Below are 26,138 nucleotides of genomic sequence, written 5' to 3' on the forward strand. Positions count from 1 at the left end.
TAAAAAAACAAGCTATCATTAATTAGCTTGTTTTTTTAAATAATGACGTAATTTCATCTTTATAATTCCCTCTTAAAATACCCTTCTCAGTAATAATACCTGTAATTAATTCATGTGGTGTTACGTCAAATGCAGGGTTAAATACAGAAGTACCTATTGGCGCCACTTGTTTTCCTAAAATTTTCGTAACTTCTGTTTCGTCTCTTTCTTCAATGACAATTTCAGCACCTGTTTGTTTCGTAATATCAAATGTAGATAACGGGGCTGCAACATAGAATGGGATACCGAAATACTTTGCTAGTATAGCTAAATTTAATGTTCCTATTTTATTAGCAGTATCACCATTTTCAACGATTCGATCTGCCCCTACGATAATTGCATTAATTTCTTTCGTTCGAATTGCATGAGCTGCCGTATTATCCGTAATAAGCGTTACATTAATGTTTGCTTGCTCTAATTCCCATGTCGTTAAACGACCACCTTGTAACACTGGTCTCGTTTCACACGCATACGCATGTAAATGCACACCTTTCTCTTTCCCAATATAAAACGGTGCTAATGCGGTACCATATCTAGCAGTTGCAATACTCCCTGCATTACAAATTGTTAAAATTTTATTACCGTCTTTAAAACATGTTAAACCATGTTCTCCAATACTTCGGCACACCTCTTCATCCTCTTGCTGAATGCGAAGCGCTTCGTCTTCTAATATTTTTTGTGCTTCTTTTATTGTAGCAATCTCTCGAATAGATTCTCTCATACGATCAATTGCCCAAAATAAATTCACTGCCGTCGGACGTGATGTCCCTAAATAATTACAATCTCTATTAAATTTCTTTTGAAATTCATCGATATTTGGTGCATTGTATTTCTTTGCCGCAAGTGCCAAACCAAACGCAGCTACAATTCCAATTGCAGGTGCTCCGCGTACTTCTAACATAATGATGCTTTTCCATACCTCTTCAATAGTCGTTAATGTTTTGTATTCAGTGACATGCGGTAGTTTGGTTTGATTTAATACCGCAATGGCATCGCCTTTCCAACTTACAGATCTCGGAACAGTAATAATTGTACTCATGCCTTTATGCCTCCTAAAACTGTATGTTGAAATAATGTTCGAAACAGTTGAATATCTGCGCTCTTTGATTCATATTTTAATAGTTCTTTTCCTAAGTAAAGTGCTTGTTTCTTAGCTTGGATTCTTCTTTCTTTATCTGCTATTTCATCTAAATCAGCTACATGCGCTAAGCCAATTGTTCTACGAATAAGTTCACATCCGGCAAATCCAACAGCATCACTAAAAATGTTTTGCAAAATAATTGGTAACCATTGCTTTTCTTTCGTATATGCTTCTACACCTTCTCCAATCCATAACTTCGTAAAAGCTTCTACAAAATAACTCCATGTCTTCTCTATATGGAAAAACAACACATTTCTTTTTTCCTCTTCTCGCGATAACGCATTTAACAATAAATTTGCAATAAATTGACCTAAATCAAATCCAAACGGGCCATAAGTTGCGAACTCTGGATCAATTACTTTCGTTTCAGCAGGTGATGAAAAAATACTACCAGTATGTAAATCCCCATGAATGAGCGCTTCTTTTCTCGTTAAGAACTTATATTTATGCTGCGCTACTTTTAATTTTAAAGTTTTGTCACTCCAAAGTTCATCAACTACTAGTTTCAAATCTGGCTCATAATCATTCGTATCATAATGACCAAATGGATCTGTAAACACTAAATCTTCTGTAATTTTACAAAGATCAGGATTAACAAATGTGCCATCCAACACTCTTTTCTCTTCTGAGCGTAAGCCGAAATCTGAAGTATAAAATAAAACATGCGCTAGAAAACGACCGATATGCTGGGATAAAAGCGGATACTCTTCTCCGTCTATTAATCCTTTTCTTGTAATTGTCAACCTTGATAAATCTTCTATTACTGTTACTGCCAGCTTCTCATCATGACTGTATACTTCCGGAACGTATTCCGGTACATACTTCGCAAAAATTTGCAGTGCTTTACTTTCAATTGTCGCTCTTTTTATAGACAGTGGCCAACTCTCACCAACTACTTTTGCATATGGAAGTGCTTGTTTTATTATAATCGTCTTCTCTCCATCATCTAATTTGAAGACGTAATTTAAATTGCCATCCCCAATTTCATGGCAGACTACAGTTGCTTTCTTTTCAAAATAGCCATGTTCTTTTGCGTATTGCACAGCTGTTTCTTCTGTTAATGAATAATATCCCACCGTCTTCTCCTCCTTTTAATTCAGAGGTTTTTCAACATAAGAAAAACCTCTTTCCACAAAGAAAGAGGTTTGAAGTTTATCTTCTCCCCTCTTATCTGCCAGAAAGTTTACTTTCTGCTGGAATTAGCACCGTGCCTTTTTGGCGTAATAAACGCCCCATTTCACAATGGTATTACGGTCGGTTGCTGGGCTTCATCGGGCCAAATCCCTCCACCTGCTCTTGATAAGAGTTGTATTTTTTTGAATTTTCAACTTTATGATGAAGACTATACCAAGAATAAAAATCACTTGTCAACATTTTATTTGTATAATTCTGGACGGCGATCAGCGAACACTGGAATTCCTTTACGTACTTCTTTAATTTTCTCGAGTTTAAGCTCTCCAAATAAAATAGTTTCCTCTTCACTTGCCTCTACAACAACTTCACCCCAAGGATCCACAATTAAAGAATGACCTGCAAACTCATTATTCGGATCTTTTCCTGCTCTATTACACGCCACAACATAACACTGGTTTTCAACTGCTCTCGCTTGCAAAAGCAAGCGCCAATGTGCTAAACGGGCTAACGGCCACTCTGCTACAACAAATAAAACTTTTGCGCCTTTAGCAGTATGAACACGCATCCACTCTGGAAAACGAATGTCATAGCAAATTGCTCCCGCGCACTCTACATCATCTAGCGTAAATTCACCTGTCCCATTACCAGCGATTAAATACTTATGTTCATCCATAAGCTGAAATAAATGCACTTTACTGTATTCATTTACTAGCTGCCCTTCGCGATTTACAACATACATCGTATTTGTAACACCTTGCTTCGTTTGCTTTGCTATAGAACCACCAACAATATGTACACCATATTGTTTTGACCATTCTTTCAACATATCTTTCGTTTCCAATCCATTCCTATCCGCAATCTCAGAAAGCCTCGTTAAATCATAACCTGTTGTCCATAGTTCTGGCAGTACAATAACATCCGGCTGCTCTTTCATAGCTTCGCTTATTTGTTTTTTTGTATTTTCAATATTCTTTTCCACATCCCCAAATGCGATATCCATTTGAATACATGCGACTTTCATTTTGTCAGCCCCATTCATTATTTTTTTCTTTACAAAATACTGGAAAGATTATATCATTTGTCACTAGAATTGTAACAACTTTCAAAAGAGGTGGAAAGTATGAAAAATTTTCAACCTTCCGAGGTAGTAACATCATTGCCGACACAATTTTTCGCTTCACTTGTTGCAAAAGTTAACAAAGTCGTTGCAGCTGATCACGATGTTATTAATCTAGGTCAAGGAAATCCAGATCAACCAACACCGTCGCATATCGTAAAGGCTTTACAAGATGCGGCAGAAAAGACCCTTCATCATAAATATCCGCCATTTCGCGGACATGAAAGCTTAAAAGAAGCCGTTGCCACGTTTTATGAACGTGAATACGGAGTGACAGTAAATCCCGCTACCGAAGTCGCTATTTTATTTGGCGGAAAAGCTGGACTCGTTGAATTACCACTTTGTTTTACAAACCCTGGTGATACTATTCTCGTTCCAGATCCAGGGTATCCAGATTATTTATCTGGTGTTTCTTTAGCCAAAGCACACTTTGAAATAATGCCACTTGTCTCAGAAAATAATTTTTTACCGGACTATTCAAAAATAGATGACTCTATTGCCAAACAAACAAAGTTAATGTTTTTGAACTACCCTAATAATCCAACTGGGGCTGTAGCATCAAAAGAATTCTTTGATGAAACAATTCATTTCGCTAATAAGCATAATATATTAGTTATTCACGATTTTGCATACGGTGCTATCGGATTTGACGGAAAAAAGCCCGTTAGTTTCTTGCAAGCAGACGGCGCCAAAGATACCGGCATTGAAATCTACACTTTATCAAAAACTTTCAATATGGCCGGATGGCGTATCGCTTTTGCTGTCGGCAATGAAAGTGTCATTGAAACGATTAACTTATTACAAGATCATATGTATGTTAGTATTTTTGGAGCTGTACAAGAAGCTGCCCGTGAGGCTCTATTAAGCTCGCAGTCTTGTGTGGTAGAACTTGTAAATTGTTATGAATCTCGAAGAAATGCTCTTATTAAAGCTTGTCATTCAATCGGATGGAATGTAACTATTCCAAAAGGATCATTCTTTGCATGGCTTCCTGTCCCAGAAGGTTTCACTTCTGAACAATTTGCTGATATGTTACTTGAAGAGGCCCATGTTGCTGTTGCCCCTGGTGTTGGATTCGGTGAACATGGCGAAGGTTATGTTCGTGTCGGTCTATTACATACGGAGGAACGATTGCAAGAAGCCATTAATCGAATCGATAAATTAAAAATTTTCAAAAAGTCATTGACAACATAAAAGATATCTGACAAAATTCAGATATCATAAAAATTTAAACATTTCTAAATACTTCTTATCAAGAGCAGGTGGAGGGACGAGCCCGACGAAGCCCGGCAACCGATCTACAATTGTAGACACGGTGCTAATTCTCGCAGCGTTACGCTGACAGATAAGGAGCTGGTTGTAAAAAAACCTCTCCTTAGCTGAGAGGTTTTTTTATTTAACTAGGAGGTTATAACAATGAGCGGAATTATAGCGACATATTTAATCCATGATGATTCTCACAACTTAGAAAGAAAAGCGGAACAAATTGCAATTGGTTTAACAATTGGTTCATGGACTCATTTACCACACTTATTACAAGAACAATTAAAACAACATAAAGGGAATGTCATTCATATAGAAGAATTAGACGAACAAGAACATATAAACTCTTATCTTGCTAAAAAGGTAACACGTGGAATTATTAAAATTCATTATCCATCACTGAACTTCAGCCCAGACTTACCAGCTATTTTGACAACAACGTTTGGAAAACTATCGCTAGATGGTGAAATTAAACTAATAGATTTAACATTCTCAGACGAATTAAAAAAACAGTTCCCCGGACCGAAATTTGGAATTGATGGTATTCGAAACCTGTTACAAGTTCAAGATCGCCCTCTTCTAATGAGTATTTTTAAAGGGATGATAGGCCGTAATATTGGATATTTAAAAACACAACTACGCGATCAAGCAATTGGTGGGATAGATATTGTAAAAGATGATGAAATCTTATTTGAAAATTCATTAACACCACTTACGAAAAGAATCGAATGTGGAAAAGAAGTATTACAATCTGTATATGAAACATACGGTCATAAAACTTTGTATGCAGTAAATTTAACAGGACGAACTTATGATTTAAAAGAAAATGCGAAACGTGCAGTGGTAGCTGGAGCAGACATTCTTTTATTCAATGTATTTTCTTACGGGCTAGATGTACTGCAATCACTTGTAGAAGATGATGAAATTCCAATTCCTATTATGGCACATCCTGCTGTAAGTGGCGCTTACGCTTCATCGAAACTATACGGATTCTCTTCTCCATTACTACTTGGAAAATTACTACGTTACGCTGGTGCTGATTTCTCTTTATTCCCATCACCATACGGTAGTGTCGCATTAGAAAAAGAAGAAGCTCTTCTTATTACAAAGAAATTGACTAAAGAAGACACGTTTTTCAAACAAAGCTTTCCTGTCCCATCTGCTGGAATTCATCCTGGTTTCGTTCCCTTTATCCTTCGTGATTTTGGTAAGGATGTTGTTATTAACGCTGGTGGTGGTATACATGGCCACCCAAATGGAGCACAGGGCGGCGGAAAGGCTTTCCGAGCAGCAATTGAAGCTACTTTGCAAAACATTCCACTCCATGAAGTAAATGAGATTAATTTGCAAAGTGCGCTACAAATATGGGGAAATCCATCTTATGAGGTGAAATTATGAGTATTCAAGTGTTTTGTGATTTCGATGGTACGATCACAAATAATGATAATATCATGTCCATCATGGAACATTTCGCACCACCAGAAGCTGAGGGAATAAAAGAAAGAATTTTATCACAAGAACTTTCTATTCAAGAAGGTGTTTCTCAATTATTTAAATTATTACCTACCACTTTACACAACGACATTATTAAGCATCTAAAAGAAACATCGGAAATTCGTGCTGGCTTTAAAGAATTTATACAATTTGCAAATAAAAACAACATTTCTTTTTATGTTATTTCTGGCGGGATGGATTTCTTCGTCTATCCACTCTTACAAGGAATAGTCCCTAAAGATCAAATTTATTGTAATGCAACTGATTTTTCAGGAGATTATGTTGAAGTGAAATGGCCTCATCCTTGTGATGAACAATGTCATCATAGTTGTGGTCTCTGTAAATCATCATTGATTCGTAAACTAAGCTCTACAGATGATTTCCATATTGTAATAGGGGATTCCATTACTGATTTACAAGCAACAAAACAAGCCGATAAAGTATTCGCTCGCGACTTCCTTATTACGAAATGTGAGGAGAATCATATTGCTTATACACCATTTGAAACGTTTTACGATATTCAATCTGAGTTACAACATTTGTTGGAGGTGAAATCATGAAACAGCTTTTCCGTCAATGGCATAACTTAAGCGAGATAAAAAAAGAATTAACAATTCGTAATTGGTTTCCAGCAACAAGTGGGAATATTTCTATAAAAGTAAGCCATGATCCGCTTACTTTTCTTATTACAGCAAGTGGGAAAGACAAAACCAAAACAACTCCAGATGACTTCTTACTTGTAAATCACGAAGGACTTCCTGTTTCAGATACTGAACTACGCCCTTCAGCTGAAACAATATTACATACACATATTTATAATAACACGGATGCTGGTTGCGTCCTTCATGTTCATACAACTGATAACAATGTCATCACAAATTTGTATAGCGATACAGTGTCTCTTCGGAACCAAGAAATCATTAAAGCTCTTGATATTTGGGAAGAAGGTGCAACGATTAACATCCCTATTATCGAAAATGATGCTCATATTCCAACACTTGGAGAGAAATTCCGAACACATATACAAGGGGATTCAGGAGCAGTATTAATTCGAAACCATGGCATTACCGTATGGGGGCGAGATAGCTTTGATGCAAAGAAAAGATTAGAAGCTTATGAGTTTTTATTCCAATTCCATATAAAACTATTATCAATTCAAGGAGGCGTTTCTAATGGCGCAAATTCGTATTCATGAAGTAAATGTTCGTATTGAAAATGAAGTGGAAGTATCAAGTTTTCTACAAGGAGAAGGTGTTTTATATGAGAAATGGAATATTTCTAAACTTCCTACTCATTTAAAAGAAACTTACTCCTTAACAGATGAAAACAAAGCTGAAATATTAGCATTGTTTTCAAAAGAAATTGCTGATGTTTCAGAACGCCGAGGTTATAAAGCTCATGATGTAATTTCACTTTCAAGTAGCACACCTAACCTTGACGAGTTATTAATTAATTTTCAAAAAGAACACCATCATACTGACGATGAAGTTCGCTTTATTGTCAGTGGCCATGGCATCTTTGCTATTGAAGGAAAAGATGGTCGATTCTTTGATGTTGAACTTGAACCTGGTGATCTTATATCTGTTCCTGAAAATGCAAGGCATTATTTTACCTTGCAAGATGATCGCCAAGTTGTAGCTATTCGTATTTTTGTTACAACAGAAGGTTGGGTTCCAATTTATTAAGGTAGTTGGTTGAATAAAAGGATTTGGACCCCCTTTTCCAACCTTTTATTCACTCTACATATATACATCCTCCTATGGAACAGGCTTATTTCATAAAAATGAAGTAAGCCTGATTTTTTATTTACTAAAAGGGTTTGTCCCTTTCGTTTGCATATATCAAATCCCCTGATCATAATTCAACTTTATCAAGTGCATTTCTCAACACTTTTTGAACATTTATTGAACTTTTTTTGAATTTTTTCTGAAAATTCTGTTTTATATATGATATACTACAACTAATAAGAAGGAAAAGAATCTTGCAAACAGAGGGGGATAATCATGAGTTTACTTATCGCACTTATACTAGGAGTTTCATGCGGAGCTATTCCTGTCATTTTAGGAGCTATTATGGAAGAGTTAGAAGTTGGGGTTTTAGGTTTTGTCGCATCTTGTGTAAGCGCTTTATTTTTTGGTTTGTACGGTGCTATTCCTGTTTCTATTCTGTGCGCATTTTATATATTACGTCATGCTCGCACAAAACAGTTTGGTCCTAATCACATTGCACAAGTTATTCCATTCCCAATCGAACGATGCCGTCGTGCTTCCAGCTTATAATTATACAACTTGAATATTTTACCTACCTATATAAATAAAAAGTCCTCAAATGAGGACTTTTTATTTATTCTCTTCTAGAAATTGAAACAATTCTTGTAGATGTAGTGCCTCTTCACTATAGCTAACAGATACATGACATGTACCTTCAATTTCAGCGTGCATGTAAAGATCAATTCCATCCCGATCATACTTCAATGCCAAATAAAACTCCATTTCTTCTAACATCTTTTTTGAAGTTCGAATAACATAATGCCCTTGTTCATCTCGCCCATATTCGAAATTTGGTTCAAAATCATATTTTTGTTTAAAAGCCTCTTTTTGCTTGCCATTAATCTGTACACAAGTTGCTCGCTGCACAGCATCAATCATCGTATCAAACTTTTGAAGATCCATCTCATTTACCCCCTTGTATACTTTTTGTATAATACTTGTGTTCCGCTATTCTCTTCTCCATCTTCCATTAACTCTTCATACAATTCCTTTGCTAAGCTTAAACCCGGTACTGGTAATTGTAATTTTTCAGCCTCATCTAAAGCAATCTTCATATCTTTCATAAAATGCTTTACATAAAAACCAGGTTCAAAATCTCCCTTTAACATTCGCGGTGCTAAATTACTTAATGACCAACTACCTGCTGCCCCTGTTGAAATACTCTCTAATACTTTATCTGCATTAAGTCCAGCCTTTTTTGCATAAGCTACTGCTTCACATACCCCTATCATGTTAGAAGCAATTGCAATTTGATTACACATTTTTGTATGCTGCCCACTCCCAGCTGGTCCTTGCAACTGAATATTTGTTCCTAGTTTTTCAAATAGAGGTAAGCATCTATCATATATTTCTTTCTCTCCACCTACCATAATTGCTAGTCTTGCTTCTTTCGCCCCTACATCTCCCCCAGACACAGGTGCATCTAATGTAAATACGTTCTTATTTTTTGCAACTTCATTAATACGTTTTGCTAATGTTGGTGTAGATGTCGTAAAGTCAATCGCTATCGTACCTTCATTTGCATGTTCTAAAATTCCATCTATCCCAAAGTATACTTCTTCTACATCGTGAGGATATCCAACCATCGTCATAACAACGTCAACTTGCTTTACTAACGCTTTCGGTGTATCACACCAAGTCGCACCCTCTTGTACTAAAGAATCCGCTTTTTCCTTCGTTCTATTATATACATATACTTTATAACCATTTTGCATTAAATGGTGAACCATGCTTTTTCCCATCACACCAATACCAATGAAACCTACTGATACATTTTTATATTCCATCTTCTCATCCCCTTTGTTCTAATAAATCATTTACCATCTTTCGAAATTCCTTATTAAAATCATCATCCATACTATTTTTCACATTTGAAAATAAAATAACAAACGTTCCTTTTTCTTTATTAAAATTGTTAAACGTATTCCAACCAGATAGTACACCATGATTATGGAAATAATCTGGATATATGTAAAAACTAAATGCATATTTTCTCTCTGCAGATGGTGTAAACATCGCTTGTATACTTTGTTCTGAAAGAAGCTTGCCATTTATAATCGCTTCGTCTAATTTTTTCATATCCCCCACTGTCGTATACATCTCACCACAGCCATATAACCAATCCATCCCTAATTTCTGCGCTGGGACAAGTGCTTGATCTTTTTTCACATAACCCTTTGTAAAATTTTTGTCTCCAAGTACCATATCTCCCATACCTGATTCATGCATCTCTGCTTTTGTAAATATGTTTTCTTTTATATAATCTCCTAAAGGCTTTTTCGTTACATTTTCAATAATATAAGCAAGTACCATATAATTATAATCCGTATACTTCCAGCCTGTTCCTGGTGGAAACGCTAATGTCTGACTTCCAATCCAATTTATTAAATGTATACGTGAAGCTACATTAACTTTTCCTTTTCCGTTTTCCGGTAAACCTGATGTATGCGTTAATAAATGATATAAAGTAATATTTTTATCTGCTGGAAATGAAGGAATGTATTTATTTACATTGTCCTGAATATTTAACTTCCCTTGTTCTTGTAACTGTAAAATGGATGTAGCAACAACTGTTTTCGTAATAGAACCGATACGATATTTTGTTTGAGGCGTATTTTCTATTTTATTTTGAACGTCAGCATATCCATATCCTTTATTCAATATAACATGCTCTTTATCTGTCACCAAAACGGTCCCATTAAATTGCTTTCCTACTAAATATTGATCTAACTGTTGAGATATACTGGCATAATCAATTTGTTGTTCTTCCTTTTTTTCTATATTATCCTTTACTTCTGACTCGATAGCAGGAGTTACTTTAGATGTTAATACTGTTTGTTCCTTTGGACTAGAGAGAAAGTAGTATATTCCTCCGCAAACAACAGCAGATAGTGAAACCATAATCATTATTTTTTTAAACATATATTTCCTCCGTAATTACTTCATTACAAATAGTCCCCCTCATTCTATTATCCGGCAATAAAAAAAAATCGCAACAATTTGTTGCGAAAAATCACATTTTTTCTTTTCTATATACACACACTTGATTTTTCCCATTTTTTTTCGCTTCATATAATGCAATATCCGCCCTTTGCATTAATTCTTCTCTTGTAATCCCTTGCTCATATAACGCAACACCAAAACTTGCTGTTAATTTCGAAATTCCAGAGAATTGCTTTGTTTCAATGAAAAATCGCAATGATTCCGCAACTTGAAAAGCTTCTTTTTCTACCGTATTTGTCACTAATATTATGAATTCCTCTCCTCCCCATCTTGCAAATATATGTTGATGTTCAACTTTAGATTTCATAAGATCTGCAAGTTGTATTAATGCTAAATCGCCAAAATCATGACCATATGTGTCATTTACTGTTTTAAAATTATCTATATCAAACAAAATAAGTGCAATTTTTTCATCCTTACGTATTACATTGTCCCACTCTGTCTCCAATATTTGTTGGAATTTTAAACGATTATATATTTCTGTCAATGAATCTATCATAGCCAATCTTTCTTGTTCTTGATAGATTTCATCTAATTCTGTAATCTCTGTGCACTTTACTACAAATCGTGATAAATCTTCTGGCAATGGTGTGGCACGTAATAAAAAGGTAGACACTTCTCCTTCATAATTGTACATCTTAATTCTTCTTCCATTTGTTAAAGTATCATCCAGCCATGTTATATCGTGGGTCGTCGAATAATAGCCATTCTCTCTAATAAGATGTTCTGCAAAGACTAAATGCTGTTCGCGATATGCAAATAAATTTTCATAACCGAAAAATTCCAAGAAATTTGTATTACAATCAACAATTTCATCATCTTCTACTATAAATAATAAATCATTTTGAAAATCAAACATCATTTGAAGTAATTCTTGTTGTAAACTTACTTGTCGTACTAAAGAAAGCTGATACAAACTCTTATTTACTTCCTCAAGTACCACTTGTGGGGTTACTGGTGCTATAACAATATTACGTATTCCCAACATAAGTAAATCTGCAAATTCATTGTTTATCTGTTGATCCCAAATGACAATGAATGCACTCTTCGGATCATATATATTCTTTATATATTTTATTTGAGCAAAATCTGTTACATACAGAATTACAATATGCGGTCTAGTTCTATGAAATAATATTTCTCCTTCTTCAAAACTATTTGCTATAAACATACATTTTGGATGGACATTTTCTATCGTTTGTTGATGTGTACATCCATCTTCTATATAAAGGACATTCAACTGAAGATCTTGTAATACATTTTGGAAAACAGTATTCTCTAATAAAAAACGTAGTATGTTCATCACTAGTCTTCACTCACTTCATATATCTTGTTCTACTGAATTCCTCACAATCATTTTATAAAAGATTGTTCCAAAAAAATCCGATTAGTGAGGGATACATATTAACAAGCTAATTGAGAATGTTATCTGCGCTTATCTACTCTGGAAATTCCTTTTTTAGTGTATGATTATATGAAGTGTATCGTTTGTATGAATGCCCTACCTTATTGTTTAAAACTTGACAATTAAAATAAAGATATTATATCCTTAAATTCGATAACTTACAAAATGTAAGTAGAATATATTATATGTATTTTTATTAAGTTGATATGTAATTTGGAGGATATATAATGACAAACAATAATTTTTTTAACGTTTTATATGAACGCACATCTACACGTGCATTCAACCCTGAAAAAGAAATTTCATCTACAGAACTACACGATATTTTAAAAGCAGCTGCACAAGCACCTTCTGCTTGGAACTTACAACACTGGAAATTCCTTGTTTTCCAAGGAGAAGATGTACAAAAACGATTACATCCAATTGCTTATAACCAACAACAAATTCTTGATGCTTCTGCCGTAGTCGCTATTTTAGGTGATTTAGAAGCTTATAAAAATATTGAACCTGTTTACGGCCCAATTGTAGAACAAGGATTTATGAAAAAAGAGGCAAAAGAGCGCTTAGCTACAAATATTGAATCTGCATATAATCGTGAGCAATATCCGCGAGATGCTGCCTTTTCAAATGCAGCTTTAGCAGCAATGCAACTTATGCTTGCAGCTAAAGCAACTGGCTGGGATACTTGCGCAATTGGTGGTTTCAACTCACAAGCATTAATGGAAGAATTCAATGTTTCATCTCGTTACGTACCAATTATGCTTATTACAATTGGTGAATCAACTTTAAAGGGTCACCCTGCACCACGCATGAGCGTCGAGCAAGTAAGTGAATGGGCGAAGTAATAAAAAACGAAGGTAATGAATTACCTTCGTTTTTTATTACTTTTCTTTGTCATATATTCGTAATATCAAATCAGATATTTCGACATTAATACATGTAAAATCATAAATTTCATTTCCTTTTTATAAAAATATATGACGTTTTATGTCGAAGTTTGTTAGATTGTTGAAATATAGGCGTGTTATTTTGTTACAATTATGATACAATGGTAACAAATAGATAACAAGAGAGGGATTTTCATTGAATTCATACGGAAGCTTTATTGCGCTTTTAAGTTACATCGTAACTGTACTGCTTCTATATTTTATTGGCGATGCTGCAAATATTTCAGTGTTACAATTCCCAAAAGAAGAAGCGTTCCAATTAGAGGAAGGATTACATACCTCACGATCTATCGTACCACTACTTTTAGCTCTTCCCGTATATATCATCGTTTTATATAAAAGTAAAAAAGTGTAAAGATTACCTATTTCATTCATTTTGGTGGTCTTTACACTTTTTTATGCTATTTTAAACATCATCCCGTAATAAACACCCATCTAGTCGTTTAAAATGAGAAAATCCCCTAGAAAAAATTCCACTCTCTGTCCAGTCACGAACTACCGAACTTACATAGATTATAAATGTGAAGGGGGTGATGAGGATTATGTTTGGATCATTTGGATGCTGTGATAACTTTAGAGAATGTCATCATCATGAAAGAGAGTGCAACCACCGAGAAAGAGAGAGAAGAAGTTAGACCACAACGACCTGCTGTATGTAACGTACTTGCTAGCATTTCAGTTGGAACAGAAATTTCTCTTTTAAGCATTAGAGGCCACCAATCATTCCGCAATGTAATTTTTGAAGGATTCTGTAACGGTGTTGCTCTTTTCTCTGCTTTAGCTGATAACAACAAAGATAACAATAAAGACGATAAGAACAATCAAAATAATCAAAACCAAAATACTTTTACTGGCATTTTACGTGTATGCCCAACTGATATTATCGCAATCGCTATCTAATTCTGTCCCTTATCCTCTATAGTAAGAAAATAAGCTTTACTTTTCTCATAGAAAAAACCTGAGACCGATTTCAAATCGACTCAGGTTTTTTTATAATTATATGCTTTTAACTAGTTCAACAACTTCCTCAGCAGTTGACATCATTAATGCCTTTTCTGCTAAAGTTTCCATTTCTGCTTTTGACAACTTGCTTAGTTGTGTTCTTGCAGGAAGGATTGATGTTGCACTCATACTGAACTCATCTAAACCTAAACCTAATAATAATGGAATAGCAAGTGAATCTCCCGCCATCTCACCACACATACCAGCCCATTTGCCTTCTTTATGAGCAGCATCGATAACCATTTTTACAAGACGTAAAATTGATGGGTTATATGGTTGGTATAAGTAAGCTACTTGTTCGTTCATACGGTCTGCAGCCATTGTGTATTGGATTAAGTCATTTGTTCCAATAGAGAAGAAATCAACTTCTTTTGCGAATTGATCTGCTAATACTGCTGAAGCTGGGATTTCAACCATCATACCAACTTCAATAGAATCAGAAACAGTTGTACCCGCTTCTACAAGTTTTGCTTTCTCTTCTAATAAGATCGCTTTTGCTTGACGGAACTCATCAAGAGTTGCAATCATTGGGAACATAATTTTTAAGTTACCGTATACGCTAGCACGAAGTAATGCACGAAGTTGTGTACGGAACACATCTTGCTCATCAAGACATAAGCGAATTGCACGGTATCCTAAGAATGGGTTCATTTCTTTTGGTAAATGTAAGTATGGAAGCTCTTTATCTCCACCGATGTCAAGTGTACGAACAACAACAGGTTGACCTTCTTTTACACCTTCAAGAACTGCTTTATACGCTTCGAACTGCTCTTCTTCTGTTGGAAGATTGTCACGGCCCATGTATAAGAATTCTGTGCGGTATAAACCAACGCCTTCTCCACCATTATCGATAATGCCTTGTACGTCATTTGGTGTACCGATATTAGCAACAAGCTCAACGTGATGTCCATCGCTTGTTACAGTAGCTTGGTCTTTTAATTTTGCCCATTCAGCTTTTTGCTCTTCAAATTTCGCTTTCTTTTCTTCAAACGAACGAAGAGTTTCTTCTGATGGATTTACAATTACTTCACCATCTAAACCGTCGATGATTACGATATCGCCGTTTTGGATTTTCTCCATAACAACTTTCGTACCAACAACAGCTGGAATTTCCATAGAACGAGCCATAATTGCAGAGTGAGATGTACGTCCACCGATATCAGTTGTGAACCCTTTTGCATACTTACGGTTTAACTGAGCTGTATCAGATGGTGTTAAATCTTCAGCAATGATGATTACTTCTTCAGAAATTGTACCAGGGTTTGAGAAGTTAATTCCTAATAAATGTGCAAGAACACGTTTTGTTACGTCGCGAATATCCGCAGCGCGTTCTTTCATATATTCGTTATCCATGTTTTCAAACATAGAAATAAACATTGATGCAACTTCATCCATTGCAAATTCAGCATTTACTTTTTCGCTATTTACTTTATCTTTTACTGGATTTACTAATTCCGGATCATTTAATACTAATAAATGTGCTTCAAAGATAGCAGCTTTATCAGCACCTAGCTCAGCAAAAGCGTGGTCCTTAATAGCTTCTAGTTCAGATTTTGCTTTCTCAAGCGCAGCGTCTAAGCGTGCAATTTCAGCAGCTTCGTTTGTAATTGATTTCTTTTCAATGTTAAATTCAGGATTCTCAAGTCTGAAAGCCTTTGCAATAGCAATCCCACTTGATGCAGCGATCCCTTGGATATTAAGAGTCATTATTCTCCTAATCCTTCGTTTTTCATAGTTTCTTCGATAGCTGCTAGTGCTTGAGCTGCATCATCACCATTTGCAGTGATCTTAATTTCTGCGCCTTGTTGAATACCTAAAGACATAACGCCCATGATTGATTTTAAGTTAACGTTTTTTCCGTTATACTCTAAGTTAATGTCAGAACCGAATTTGCTTGCAGTGTTTACAAGTAGAGTTGCTGGACGTGCATGAATTCCTGAGTCGCTAGTTACTTTAAAGATTTTTTCCATGATAATTTATCTCCTTTAAATTACGATTTTTTTTAGTTGTATAGACGTGAGTACTACATCATCTATTGTATATAATAGGCGATGTTCGGTCAACCACATCGCCTATTATAATTATAAACATTTTGCGTCAAATTCCTACTGAATGTCAATAATAGCGTTGTCGCCCTTCTTAACATTTCCATCTTTTTTCAATTCGACTTGTTGTCCTTGTTGTAAATTCGTAAAGACAATTGGTGTAATGATAGATGGTGCATTTTCTTTTACGAATGCAAGATCTACTTTTAATAATGGTTGTCCTTGTTTCACTTTATCACCTTGTGCTACAAGTGCTTCAAAGCCTTCACCATTTAATTTTACAGTATCAATACCAAAGTGGATTAATATTTCTTTTCCGCCTTCAGACTGAATACCAATCGCATGTTTTGTAGGGAATACATTGACAATCTCACCGTTTACTGGAGAAACTACTGTTCCTTCAGTCGGCTCAATTGCAAATCCGTCTCCCATCATTTTCCCTGAGAATACTTGGTCAGGTACTTCTGTAATCGGTAAGATTTTTCCTTCAATTGGTGATACGATTGTTTCATTTTCATCAACTTTTTGAGGAGTTTCTTCTACCTTTACAGGCTCTTCTTTTTCAACATGAGGTGTACGACCTGACATAATATCATGAATTTGTGATTTTAATGTGTCAGATTTCGGTCCGAAAATAGCTTGAATGTTATTTCCAACTTCAAGTACACCAGCTGCTCCAAGTTCTTTTAAGCGGTCTTTGTTTACATTTTTTTGCTCGTTAACTTGAACACGTAAACGAGTAATACAAGCATCTAAAGAAGCGATATTTTCTTTACCACCAAGTGCTACTAATACTTCACGAGGAAGTTCACCTGCTTCTGCTTTTCCTGCACCGTCATTAGCATTTGCTACTTCACGACCAGGTGTTTTTAAATCCCATTTGCGAATTGCAAAACGGAATCCGAAGTAGTAAATAACTGCTAGTACAAGACCAACAACAATTACCCACCACCATGCTGTACGGCCTGGTAGTACACCGAATAAAATAAAGTCAATTAAACCACCAGAGAATGTCATACCAATTTTAACACCTAAAATTTGCATTGTCATAAATGATAGACCAGCAAATACAGCGTGAATCCCGAATAATACTGGTGCTACGAATAAGAATGAAAATTCAAGTGGTTCTGTAATACCTGTTAAGAAAGATGTTAATGCAGCAGAACCTAAAATACCAGCTGCTAATGTTTTATTTTCAGGACGTGCTTCATGGTACATCGCTAAAGCTGCTGCTGGAAGACCGAACATCATGAACGGATACTTACCAGTTGTAAATGTACCTGCTGTTAATTCTACGCCGTCTTTTAACTGTGCCATAAAGATTTTTTGGTCACCACGGATTAATTCGCCAGCCGCATTTGTGTACTGACCAAATTCGAACCAGAACGGTGAATAGAAAATGTGATGTAATCCAAATGGAATTAGTGAACGTTCAATTAAACCAAAAATAAATGCTGCTAACGTTCTATTTGCATCAATCATTTGATGCGAGAACGTATTTAAGCCACCTTGAATGTATGGCCACACGAAGCACATGATAATACCTACTACTAAAGAGAATGTTGCAGTCGCGATCGGTACGAAACGCTTACCTGCAAAGAAACCTAAGTATGATGGTAATTCAATGTTGAAGTATTTATTGTAGCAATATGCCGCTACTATCCCGACGATAATACCACCAAATACTCCGGTTTGTAGTGTTGGAATTCCTAATACGTTTGCATATGCAGGATCTGCAAATCCAATTTTCACTGGATCTGTTCCAGTGCTTGTTACTTTCACTAACTTATCTACTTCTAAGAACACACTCATCGTTTTGTTCATAATTAAGTAGCCGACGAATGCTGCTAAACCAGCTACTCCGTCTCCACCAGCTAAACCAATTGCTACCCCAACTGCGAATAATAACGCAAGGTTAGCGAAAATAATATCACCAGATTGTTCCATAATTTTCGCAACCATTACGAACCAATCTGCTTTTAAAGCAGGAATAACATTTGTTAACTGTGGATTTTGAAATGCATTACCAAATCCAAGCAAAATACCTGCAGCCGGTAAAATCGCTACTGGAAGCATAAGCGCTTTTCCGACTTTTTGAAGAACACCAAAGATATTCTTAAACATGGAAACCCTTCCTCTCTTATCTATATTGATACTTTTCGACAAACGCCAAAAAGGCATGAGGAAAAAAAGATAGAACGATAGCTATACAAAGGGTAGTATATCCCTTTCTCTAGCTTACATTCCTTACTTTTCTCCACTCATGCCTGATCGAATCAGTAACACGTGTCAAAAATAGGATTACGTATAAGTTCACTATAATTAAGGCAAACGTTTTCGTTACTCACCTTAATGTGTTTGTCGAATTTTGTATAACTTTGCAATAGTTATTATACATAACTATTGTAAGCGATTCAATCATTTTTTTTAACGTTTTCATTTTAGACAAAAATATATGTCTTTTTACACATGCTCTGCTTTCACTAACCGTTGTAAATGCATCGTTAAATAAATACTTTCCGCTTCATATACAGGTAGTTGCAATTCTTTCTGCATTACTTTGACTAGCTTCCACGCCAAATTGTAACAGACTGGATATTCCAATTTTAATAAATCAGCAAAACTTTGTGCCTCTTCTACTTTTTCGCCTTTTTTTACCCGTTCAATAGCATATTGCAAATGACGAATAAGGCGTAAGTAATGAATGCTTTCTTGGTCTAATGTAATTTGTAGGTTTGTTTCAATTAAAGACACCAGTTGTGCAATAAGACGGGAATTTTGATTAACAGAAGATAAATCAGAGTTTGTAAGCGAGCTGTATATATGAAGTGCGATAAAGCCAACTTCCCCTTCTGGCAATGTAATTTGCAAACGAGAGTTTAACAGATGTACAACTCCTTCAGCAATTTTATATTCCTCTGGATATAGCATTTTCGTTTCAACCAAAAAAGGATTATCTATTGTAAGTCCTTGTTTCAGCCTTTTAATTGCAAAAGAAATATGATCTGTTAAAGCGATATGAATATGCTCATTTAATGGAGACTCCGCTTTTTCTTGAATGTATAACATAATATCATTCATCAATTCAATTAGCTTTTCACTCACATGTGGCACTAAAAGTTTGTATTGTTCTCGATCACGTTCATTTTTTAAAACAAACATTTTCTCAATTTGTTCTTGCTCCAACACATCTTCAACCTTTTTTCCAAATCCAATTCCTTTACCGATCACTACTACTTCCTCGTGTTCAGGATGGCTAGCAATGATGACATTATTATTTAAAACTTTTTTAATTTCTAGATAATTACTCATATAACACCACCCTCGTACTTAAATAGCCTACTGTTATGTTACAGAATATTCTTCTTTGTCGTCAATGTAAAACATCTACCATTTGTTAAAAATTCATTTTTTAGACATGTTTGTATATGATGCGTATAATGTAAGGGCAACTGTACATAGAAAGGAGATAGCAACATGATTAAAATGTTTGTAAGTGATATTGACGGTACAATGATGCAACACGGAGGTCTAATTGACGAACAAGATATTGCAGCACTTCGTAGTCTAGCTGAGCAAAATGTTATTCTTTGTTTCGCTTCCGGACGACTTGATAATGAAATCGCAGACTTAATGAAAGCTGTAAATACACATTTTCATCGTATTAGTGTGAATGGTGTTTTCGTATATACTCATGCAAATAAGCAACTATTATCTGCAACATTCGATTCCAGTATTCTACCTGAATTGTTAGCGATGACGAACGAAGACCCTTATTTCCGTTATGTAAGTGATGAGCATAATTACTACATTGAGGAAAAGACACCTTTTATTCATGAACTTGAAAAACAAGTAACGATGACTTCCGTTGAAGAACCACATTTGTTACAGAAAATAGACGATACAATTTTTCCAAATAAAATTTCTGTTGGTGGAACTAAGGAAAGCTTACAAGTTCTTCAAAAAAAAATTGATGAAAAATTTCAGGGGAAAGTTAGTACTTTCATTTCAGCTGAACAGTGCTTAGATGTAATGCCACCTAATGTTAGTAAAGGCTCCGCTATCTCCATTTTATTACAAGAGTTTCAAATACAACCCGAAGAGGTTGCTTGCATCGGAGATTCTTACAATGATATCCCTATGTTTACTCTAACTCCTCATAGTTTTGCTATGTCTCAGGCTGATGACGCGGTAAAAGAACATGCTCACTATGTAGTCGATGCTGTTAAAGATGCAGTTAACCAAGTGCTTGCTCATAATAAAGAAGAAAATAAAAATACGACTCGATCCTTATAAGGATGAGTCGTATTTTTATTTTCTTTACATGTTGAACACATGAAAGTTCACTGTACTTCACAAACTGAAATATATTACTTGTTACGTGCGATGTTAGTAATAAACTTATAACGATCACCGCGATAAATACATTTCACATACTCTAACGGTAACTCACCTTCTGAATATGACCATTGACGCATTACAAGTACAGGCGCCTTTTTAGGAATATGCAGATGTTCAGCTTCATTATCTGTTGCGATTGAAGCTTCAATTGATTGAGTAGCGCGAACAAGTTTAAAGCCTAGTTTTTTCTCTAAATGTTCATATAAAGATTGTTGCAATATTTCTTCGTTAATATCATTCACAAGAGTTGGCGACAAATATGTCGTCTCAAATGCAATCGGTTCGTCATCAGCTAAGCGAGTACGCCTCACTTCATAAACCGACTCTCCCTCTTGTATTCTCAGCCGGTCTGCTATTTTAGCAGTAGCTGGAACTAGGCGGAAGCTCAATAACTGGCTGCTCGGTTTCATACCACGAGAAATCATATCTTCTGTGAATCCCATCATTCCTTGCAACTTTTGCTCCACTTTCGGAAGTTGAACGAATGTTCCAATTCCACGTTTCCGGTATAAATATCCTTGTTCCACTAAGTTATTAATTGCCTGTCTGATTGTCATACGACTCACTTCGAACTTATCACAAAGTTCATTCTCAGATGGAATTTTATCTCCCGGCTTCCATTCGCCGTCCTCAATTAGCTGTTTCACCCACTCTTGAATCTGATAATAGATCGGAAATGGTGAATACTTGTCGATGTTCATCAGCAATCGCCTCACTGCATAAAGATAGAGCTTCTGGATCTGCGATTACGGTTACATTCGGATGACGTTGTAAAACTGTAGCAGGACACACCTCACTATATTCACCTTGCAATAATTCTTTAATAGCTTCTGCCTTTTTAGATCCCATAGCAACAAGTAGAATTTGTTTCGCTTTCATGATGCTTCCAATTCCCATTGTAATCGCATGAGTCGGCACATCTTCTTCATTCTCAAAGAAGCGAAGATTTGCTTGGCGCGTAGATTCTGTTAATTCCACAATGTTAGTTGGAGAATTAAATGGTGTTCCTGGCTCATTAAATCCGATGTGACCGTTTTCACCGATTCCAAGAATCTGTAAGTCAACTGGGTTAGCTGCTAGAATGCCTTCATAACGCTTGCACTCTTCCTCTAAATCACTTGCCATCCCGTTTGGTACATAAGTTTGTTTAAATGGAAGATGATCAAACAACTGTTCTTGCATGAAATAGTGATAGCTGTTTTTATCTTCGTGTGGTAAATTTACGTACTCATCTAAGTTTACAGTGGTTGCATGACTTGTATCAAGTTTATTTTTTCGCATTTCTGCATAAATACCTAATGGAGAGCTTCCAGTAGCCATTCCTAATGTTGGATTTTCTTTTGATTTTACAACCTCTTCAATTAACTTATAGCCTGCTTCTGCTAATTCTTCTGGAGTTTTTACAACAAGAATTTTCATCTAATTACTTCCCTTCCTTCATATGAGTTCCTAAACGAACCGTATCATATACATGTAATTCTTCAGTCATAACAACAAAGTCTGCATCTTTACCTACCGCTAACGCACCTTTATTATTTAATCCAAACTCTTCTGCCTGGTTAACTGATGTCATCAGTACTGCATCTTCGATTGAACATCCTGTAAATTCAATTACATTTCGGAAGGCTTGATCCATTTTCAAAATACTACCAGCTAACGTTCCATCTTCTAATCGGGCACTTCCATCTTTTACATGTACTGGCTGTCCGCCAAGCTCATATAATCCATCTTCAAGACCTTTTGCACGCATTGCATCAGTAATGACACTTACTTTTTTCGGTCCTTTTAATTTATATGCTAATTTCACCATATCAGGGTGAATATGAATGCCATCTGTAATTACTTCAACCATTACATCTGGATTTAATAACACATGACCAACAACTCCTGGTTCACGGTGATGTAATCCACGCATTTGATTGTATAAATGTGTTGCATGTGTAATTTTTCTATTTTTCAGTTGTGCATCCATCGCATCTGTGTGCCCCATTGTGCCAACAACACCTGTTTCAGCAAGATACTGTTCAAACTCTAACGCACCTTCTTCTTCTGGCGCATATGTTACTAATTTAATTAGATTACCGCTTGCTTCCTGCCATTGTTTAAATTGCTCGATACTCGCAGGAACAATATGTTCAAGTGGTTGTGCACCCGCACGTTTTTTTGAAACATATGGTCCTTCTAAGTGAATATATTCGAAATGTGCTCCTTTTTCTTTCGCTTCCTTCGCAGCACTAAGTGCCGCTTCAATCGCTTCTGGAGCTTGTGTCATTGTTGTTGGGAAGTAAGTTGTAACTCCTTCTTTTAACATTTCTTTACCAAGAGTTACTAATCCATCGCTATTTGCATCCATCGCATCAATATCGTACCCACCATGAATATGAACATCAATCATACCTGGAATCACAATCTTCCCTGCCGCATCTAAAACAGTTTCATTTTCTTGTGAGACATATTGAGCCATCAAACCAATTTCTTTAATTGTTTCTGCGTAACGAATAAATCCGTTTTCCACTACTTCTTGACCTGTATAAATTTTGGCATTGATGACAACTTGCGTTTTCATTTTCATCGATCCTTTCCCATGAAATACCTACTTGTTATTATTACCTTATTCGCCTAATCCCATCTTAATATACACACGAGTAGTTGTCTATACATTCTAATGAAATTTCCTCTTTGTTCAGCAAAAAAGGAAATTAATTGTTTCTCTCACAATTATAATATATGTTATTCATTTTTTCCAAAAAGGGACAATAACCTCTTATATAATTAGTTACTTAAGTAATGGCATCCAGCCGCTCGACCACATGGCAATATGTTCACCATCTGTTTCTATTTCTATTGTTCGCTTGTTTGTTCCATATAGCATTATACCGCGCTGTTTTAATCGTCTCACTACACTTTGGTGAGGATGTCCATACGGGTTTTTACTCCCGTATGAAAGAATAGCGAATTGTGGATCTACTTTTTTTAAAAATGTTTCACTCGTTGAAGTATACGAGCCATGATGCCCCACTTTTAGCACATCTGCATGTACATCAAATCGCTTTAATATTTCATTTTCCGTCCGTACATCAGCATCACCCATTAATAAAAAGTCTGCTTTACCATATCGAATTTTTAAAACAATTGAAGACTCATTATTCTCATCTTTCGATTTCCCATTGTTCAACACCTGTATAGAAACATGCGGATCTAACGGTATATATTGTCCTTCCTTCACTGAAACGAAAGGTATGCCCCTTTTTTTAATATTATTCCGATACGTATGATAAGTAAATGAACTATATGTTTTCCCACTATCTAATACGAGTGAGACTGGCATTTGTTCTACAATCGGAATAAGTCCACCTATATGGTCCATATCAGGATGCGTACCTACAATAACATCTAAGTGGTTAATCCCTTTTTCAATTAGCTTTTGAATAATGACCTCTCCCGCTTCATAAGGCCCTCCATCAATTAACATCGTTTGGCCATTTGGCAAGGTAATAAGTGTCGCATCACCTTGTCCAACTTTTAAAAAACTCACTTTCATTTTCCCTAAATGTTGCCGTTGCATATGTAAAGAAGACGCAGTATGAATAGTCATCATATATCTTTTAGCCGATGCGCTGTTTAGCGAAAAACATAATAAAACAGAAACCAACAATAGAATACTCCGTACACCTCTCATAACTCGTCTCCTTTTTTCATTTAGTATGGCACGCCCTGTAATTGATATACAAAAAAAGCTTAGCAAAATGCTAAGCTTTTATTTTGATAATTCCTGTAAAGAACCGAAGAATAAATCTGCTTCATTCATTTGTTCATTTTCTTCAGAAAGCGATGGTAAATCATCTAACGTTTTCAATCCAAACGTATCCAAAAATTCTTTCGTAGTTCCGTATAAGATAGGACGCCCTGGGCCTTCCGCTCTTCCCGTTTCTTTTATAAGTAAGTGCGAAACTAACGTTTGTAATGCCTTGTCCGTTTTCACGCCTCTAATCTCTTCCATTTCTGTCCTTGTAATCGGTTGACGATATGCAACGATTGCCAACGTTTCAAGAGCTGCTTGAGAAAGTGAAGCCGCGGTTGGGGTATCTATTAATTTTTGATAATACGAAGCATGCTCTTTCTTAGTTGCAAAACGATATACTTTTGCATATTGCACAATTTGCAAGCCGCGATGCGTTCCTTCGCATTCCGTTTGCATTTCCTCTATACTGTTTCTTACTTCTTCCACTTCAATTTCAAGAACTTTCGCTATTTGTTCTGGATAAATCCCTTCATCACCGGCAACAAATAAAAGTCCTTCAATAATTGCTTTTTGTTCTTTTCTATCCATTTTACAAACTCCTTCCTCCTGTCTTTTCCAAAAAAATACACATAAAAAAACCGAATCACAGTTAATGCGTTCGGTTCAATATTTCTTTTCTTGTTCCAAACGATACACTAAAAACGATCATGAGATAAAGTATTTCCCTCTCATTTTCCACCCTAATAAACTATACTGAATCTATACGGGTTTATTAGAGCTTGATACGAAAATTTCATCAAAATTATGCTCTTGTTCAATAATAATTTGTTGATTTTTCATCAGCTCAAGAACCGCTAAAAATGTTACAACCATTATTTCTCGTTCTTCATCAGCAAACAAATCATAAAAGCTTTGACGACCGCCTTTTGTTTCTAACTGTTGTAGAATATCAGTCATTCGCTTTTCAATTGGTATTTCTTGACGAGTAATTCGTGTTGTTACAGGGTTCTTTGCTTTTTTACGACGCATTAGCTTTTGAAATGCCGCTAACATATCATATAATGTAACATCAAGAGGTAAGCTTGTCTCCTCTTCTTGTTGAAATGATGTAAAATCAATTGGCGGACGTGTATATAGCTGTGCTCTTTCTTGTTCTCTTTCTTTTAACTCAGTAGCAACTTGCTTATATTTCTTATATTCAATTAACCTCTCCATCAATTCTTGACGAGGGTCATCCATAAAGTCTTCACCGTTATCAGGTACATCTTCTTCTTGTTTTGGTAACAACATTTTACTTTTAATTTGCAATAACGTTGCTGCCATTACTAAATACTCACTAGCAACATCTAATTGTAATTCTTTCATCGTATGGACATAAGATAAATATTGCTCTGTAATTTCCGCTACAGGAATATTGTATATATCAATTTCGTAACGATGTATTAAATGTAACAATAGATCTAAAGGCCCTTCAAATGCCTCTACTTTAAAATTATACTGCACAAAGCATCCCACCACATTTTTTCTATAACAACATAAGTATAGAGCATACTCATGTTCTATCCAACCTTTTTAAGAAATTTAATTAAAAATAGACCTATGCCCATGTCATAATGCCCACCGCTTCATATGATAA

The 26,138-nt window shown here is 35.6% G+C and carries 26 protein-coding genes, 1 pseudogene and 2 riboswitches; of the genes and pseudogenes, 10 read left to right on the forward strand and 17 right to left on the reverse strand.

Features of this window, described 5'->3' with window-relative positions:
• Window positions 1–22: 22 nt before the first annotated feature.
• From mtnA to MR109_RS02805, 3 genes are all read right to left on the reverse strand, one after another.
• Window positions 23–1,078 carry an S-methyl-5-thioribose-1-phosphate isomerase gene (gene mtnA, locus MR109_RS02795; protein WP_242270900.1) on the reverse strand — a complete coding sequence of 352 codons (1,056 nt, stop codon included), beginning with the start codon at window positions 1,076–1,078 and terminating at the stop codon, window positions 23–25.
• Window positions 1,075–2,256 (reverse strand): S-methyl-5-thioribose kinase, encoded by a 1,182-nt coding sequence (mtnK, locus tag MR109_RS02800; protein ID WP_242270902.1) that lies wholly within the window; start codon window positions 2,254–2,256, stop codon window positions 1,075–1,077. Before mtnK ends, mtnA begins: the two co-directional genes overlap by 4 nt.
• A gap of 88 nt (window positions 2,257–2,344) precedes the next feature.
• Window positions 2,345–2,486, reverse strand: a riboswitch (SAM riboswitch).
• A gap of 69 nt (window positions 2,487–2,555) precedes the next feature.
• Window positions 2,556–3,335, reverse strand: a complete 780-nt coding sequence (locus MR109_RS02805; protein ID WP_242270904.1) for a carbon-nitrogen family hydrolase — start codon at window positions 3,333–3,335, stop codon at window positions 2,556–2,558.
• A gap of 99 nt (window positions 3,336–3,434) precedes the next feature.
• Here MR109_RS02805 and MR109_RS02810 point away from each other — a divergent pair, with 99 nt between their 5' ends.
• The 6 genes from MR109_RS02810 to MR109_RS02835 all read left to right on the forward strand — a co-directional run bounded on the left by MR109_RS02810 (window position 3,435) and on the right by MR109_RS02835 (window position 8,467).
• Window positions 3,435–4,625, forward strand: a complete 1,191-nt coding sequence (locus tag MR109_RS02810) for a pyridoxal phosphate-dependent aminotransferase (protein WP_242270906.1) — start codon at window positions 3,435–3,437, stop codon at window positions 4,623–4,625.
• A gap of 52 nt (window positions 4,626–4,677) precedes the next feature.
• A riboswitch (SAM riboswitch) is annotated at window positions 4,678–4,783 on the forward strand.
• A 64-nt stretch (window positions 4,784–4,847) separates the two neighbouring features.
• Window positions 4,848–6,092, forward strand: coding sequence for a 2,3-diketo-5-methylthiopentyl-1-phosphate enolase (mtnW, locus tag MR109_RS02815; protein ID WP_071718761.1), 1,245 nt, complete (start codon window positions 4,848–4,850; stop codon window positions 6,090–6,092).
• Window positions 6,089–6,748, forward strand: coding sequence for a 2-hydroxy-3-keto-5-methylthiopentenyl-1-phosphate phosphatase (locus MR109_RS02820; RefSeq protein ID WP_242270915.1), 660 nt, complete (start codon window positions 6,089–6,091; stop codon window positions 6,746–6,748). Before mtnW ends, MR109_RS02820 begins: the two co-directional genes overlap by 4 nt.
• Window positions 6,745–7,383 (forward strand): methylthioribulose 1-phosphate dehydratase, encoded by a 639-nt coding sequence (locus tag MR109_RS02825; RefSeq protein WP_048374079.1) that lies wholly within the window; start codon window positions 6,745–6,747, stop codon window positions 7,381–7,383. The genes MR109_RS02820 and MR109_RS02825 overlap by 4 nt, the downstream gene beginning before the upstream one ends.
• The gene (locus tag MR109_RS02830) at window positions 7,361–7,873 is read left to right on the forward strand and encodes a 1,2-dihydroxy-3-keto-5-methylthiopentene dioxygenase (protein WP_071718759.1); all 513 of its coding nucleotides are present in this window, start codon (window positions 7,361–7,363) and stop codon (window positions 7,871–7,873) included. The genes MR109_RS02825 and MR109_RS02830 overlap by 23 nt, the downstream gene beginning before the upstream one ends.
• A gap of 318 nt (window positions 7,874–8,191) precedes the next feature.
• Window positions 8,192–8,467 (forward strand): hypothetical protein, encoded by a 276-nt coding sequence (locus tag MR109_RS02835; protein ID WP_002173276.1) that lies wholly within the window; start codon window positions 8,192–8,194, stop codon window positions 8,465–8,467.
• A 60-nt stretch (window positions 8,468–8,527) separates the two neighbouring features.
• On the opposite strand, the gene MR109_RS02840 is transcribed toward MR109_RS02835, so the two are convergent.
• The 4 genes from MR109_RS02840 to MR109_RS02855 all read right to left on the reverse strand — a co-directional run bounded on the left by MR109_RS02840 (window position 8,528) and on the right by MR109_RS02855 (window position 12,263).
• Window positions 8,528–8,860: a DUF3909 family protein gene (locus tag MR109_RS02840; RefSeq protein ID WP_048374081.1), complete on the reverse strand. Its 333-nt coding sequence runs from the start codon at window positions 8,858–8,860 to the stop codon at window positions 8,528–8,530.
• A gap of 5 nt (window positions 8,861–8,865) precedes the next feature.
• The gene (locus MR109_RS02845) at window positions 8,866–9,744 is read right to left on the reverse strand and encodes an NAD(P)-dependent oxidoreductase (RefSeq protein WP_002173278.1); all 879 of its coding nucleotides are present in this window, start codon (window positions 9,742–9,744) and stop codon (window positions 8,866–8,868) included.
• A gap of 4 nt (window positions 9,745–9,748) precedes the next feature.
• A complete protein-coding gene (locus MR109_RS02850; RefSeq protein ID WP_071718757.1) occupies window positions 9,749–10,879 on the reverse strand; it encodes a serine hydrolase in 1,131 nt (376 codons plus the stop codon).
• A 91-nt stretch (window positions 10,880–10,970) separates the two neighbouring features.
• Window positions 10,971–12,263, reverse strand: coding sequence for a GGDEF domain-containing protein (locus MR109_RS02855; RefSeq protein ID WP_071718756.1), 1,293 nt, complete (start codon window positions 12,261–12,263; stop codon window positions 10,971–10,973).
• 329 nt (window positions 12,264–12,592) lie between these two features.
• Here MR109_RS02855 and MR109_RS02860 point away from each other — a divergent pair, with 329 nt between their 5' ends.
• The 3 genes and pseudogenes from MR109_RS02860 to MR109_RS02870 all read left to right on the forward strand — a co-directional run bounded on the left by MR109_RS02860 (window position 12,593) and on the right by MR109_RS02870 (window position 14,212).
• Window positions 12,593–13,210: a nitroreductase family protein gene (locus MR109_RS02860; RefSeq protein WP_048374085.1), complete on the forward strand. Its 618-nt coding sequence runs from the start codon at window positions 12,593–12,595 to the stop codon at window positions 13,208–13,210.
• Between the two features lie 238 nt (window positions 13,211–13,448).
• Window positions 13,449–13,667 (forward strand): hypothetical protein, encoded by a 219-nt coding sequence (locus MR109_RS02865; protein WP_002173282.1) that lies wholly within the window; start codon window positions 13,449–13,451, stop codon window positions 13,665–13,667.
• 187 nt (window positions 13,668–13,854) lie between these two features.
• Window positions 13,855–14,212, forward strand: a pseudogene (locus MR109_RS02870) (DUF3915 family protein).
• Window positions 14,213–14,308: 96 nt separating this feature from the next.
• On the opposite strand, the gene ptsP reads toward MR109_RS02870, so the two are convergent.
• From ptsP to glcT, 4 genes are all read right to left on the reverse strand, one after another.
• The gene (gene ptsP / locus MR109_RS02875; protein ID WP_002173284.1) at window positions 14,309–16,021 is read right to left on the reverse strand and encodes a phosphoenolpyruvate--protein phosphotransferase; all 1,713 of its coding nucleotides are present in this window, start codon (window positions 16,019–16,021) and stop codon (window positions 14,309–14,311) included.
• Window positions 16,021–16,284, reverse strand: coding sequence for a phosphocarrier protein HPr (gene ptsH, locus MR109_RS02880; protein WP_000411079.1), 264 nt, complete (start codon window positions 16,282–16,284; stop codon window positions 16,021–16,023). The genes ptsP and ptsH overlap by 1 nt, the downstream gene beginning before the upstream one ends.
• Window positions 16,285–16,419: 135 nt before the next feature.
• Window positions 16,420–18,483 (reverse strand): PTS glucose transporter subunit IIABC, encoded by a 2,064-nt coding sequence (gene ptsG / locus MR109_RS02885; RefSeq protein ID WP_025150161.1) that lies wholly within the window; start codon window positions 18,481–18,483, stop codon window positions 16,420–16,422.
• Between the two features lie 339 nt (window positions 18,484–18,822).
• Complete coding sequence (gene glcT, locus MR109_RS02890; RefSeq protein ID WP_242270917.1) at window positions 18,823–19,671, reverse strand: glucose PTS transporter transcription antiterminator GlcT; 849 nt, start codon at window positions 19,669–19,671, stop codon at window positions 18,823–18,825.
• A 165-nt stretch (window positions 19,672–19,836) separates the two neighbouring features.
• Here glcT and MR109_RS02895 point away from each other — a divergent pair, with 165 nt between their 5' ends.
• Window positions 19,837–20,655 carry an HAD family hydrolase gene (locus MR109_RS02895; RefSeq protein WP_242270920.1) on the forward strand — a complete coding sequence of 273 codons (819 nt, stop codon included), beginning with the start codon at window positions 19,837–19,839 and terminating at the stop codon, window positions 20,653–20,655.
• A gap of 74 nt (window positions 20,656–20,729) precedes the next feature.
• Here the strand turns inward: MR109_RS02895 and MR109_RS02900 are convergent, their stop codons facing one another.
• The 6 genes from MR109_RS02900 to MR109_RS02930 all read right to left on the reverse strand — a co-directional run bounded on the left by MR109_RS02900 (window position 20,730) and on the right by MR109_RS02930 (window position 26,005).
• A complete protein-coding gene (locus MR109_RS02900) occupies window positions 20,730–21,461 on the reverse strand; it encodes a GntR family transcriptional regulator (protein WP_277930932.1) in 732 nt (243 codons plus the stop codon).
• The gene (gene nagB, locus MR109_RS02910) at window positions 21,391–22,179 is read right to left on the reverse strand and encodes a glucosamine-6-phosphate deaminase (RefSeq protein ID WP_002173289.1); all 789 of its coding nucleotides are present in this window, start codon (window positions 22,177–22,179) and stop codon (window positions 21,391–21,393) included. Before nagB ends, MR109_RS02900 begins: the two co-directional genes overlap by 71 nt.
• Before the next feature lie 4 nt (window positions 22,180–22,183).
• Window positions 22,184–23,326 (reverse strand): N-acetylglucosamine-6-phosphate deacetylase, encoded by a 1,143-nt coding sequence (gene nagA, locus MR109_RS02915; protein ID WP_002173290.1) that lies wholly within the window; start codon window positions 23,324–23,326, stop codon window positions 22,184–22,186.
• Window positions 23,327–23,536: 210 nt separating this feature from the next.
• Window positions 23,537–24,439, reverse strand: a complete 903-nt coding sequence (locus tag MR109_RS02920; protein WP_098473353.1) for a ComEC/Rec2 family competence protein — start codon at window positions 24,437–24,439, stop codon at window positions 23,537–23,539.
• A 78-nt stretch (window positions 24,440–24,517) separates the two neighbouring features.
• A complete protein-coding gene (scpB, locus tag MR109_RS02925; protein WP_002173292.1) occupies window positions 24,518–25,090 on the reverse strand; it encodes an SMC-Scp complex subunit ScpB in 573 nt (190 codons plus the stop codon).
• A gap of 171 nt (window positions 25,091–25,261) precedes the next feature.
• Window positions 25,262–26,005 (reverse strand): segregation/condensation protein A, encoded by a 744-nt coding sequence (locus tag MR109_RS02930; protein ID WP_242270922.1) that lies wholly within the window; start codon window positions 26,003–26,005, stop codon window positions 25,262–25,264.
• Between the last annotated feature and the right edge of the window lie 133 nt (window positions 26,006–26,138).

The sequence above is a fragment of the Bacillus cereus group sp. BfR-BA-01310 genome (assembly GCF_022664325.1).
Taxonomy (GTDB): Bacteria; Bacillota; Bacilli; order Bacillales; family Bacillaceae_G; genus Bacillus_A; species Bacillus_A paramycoides.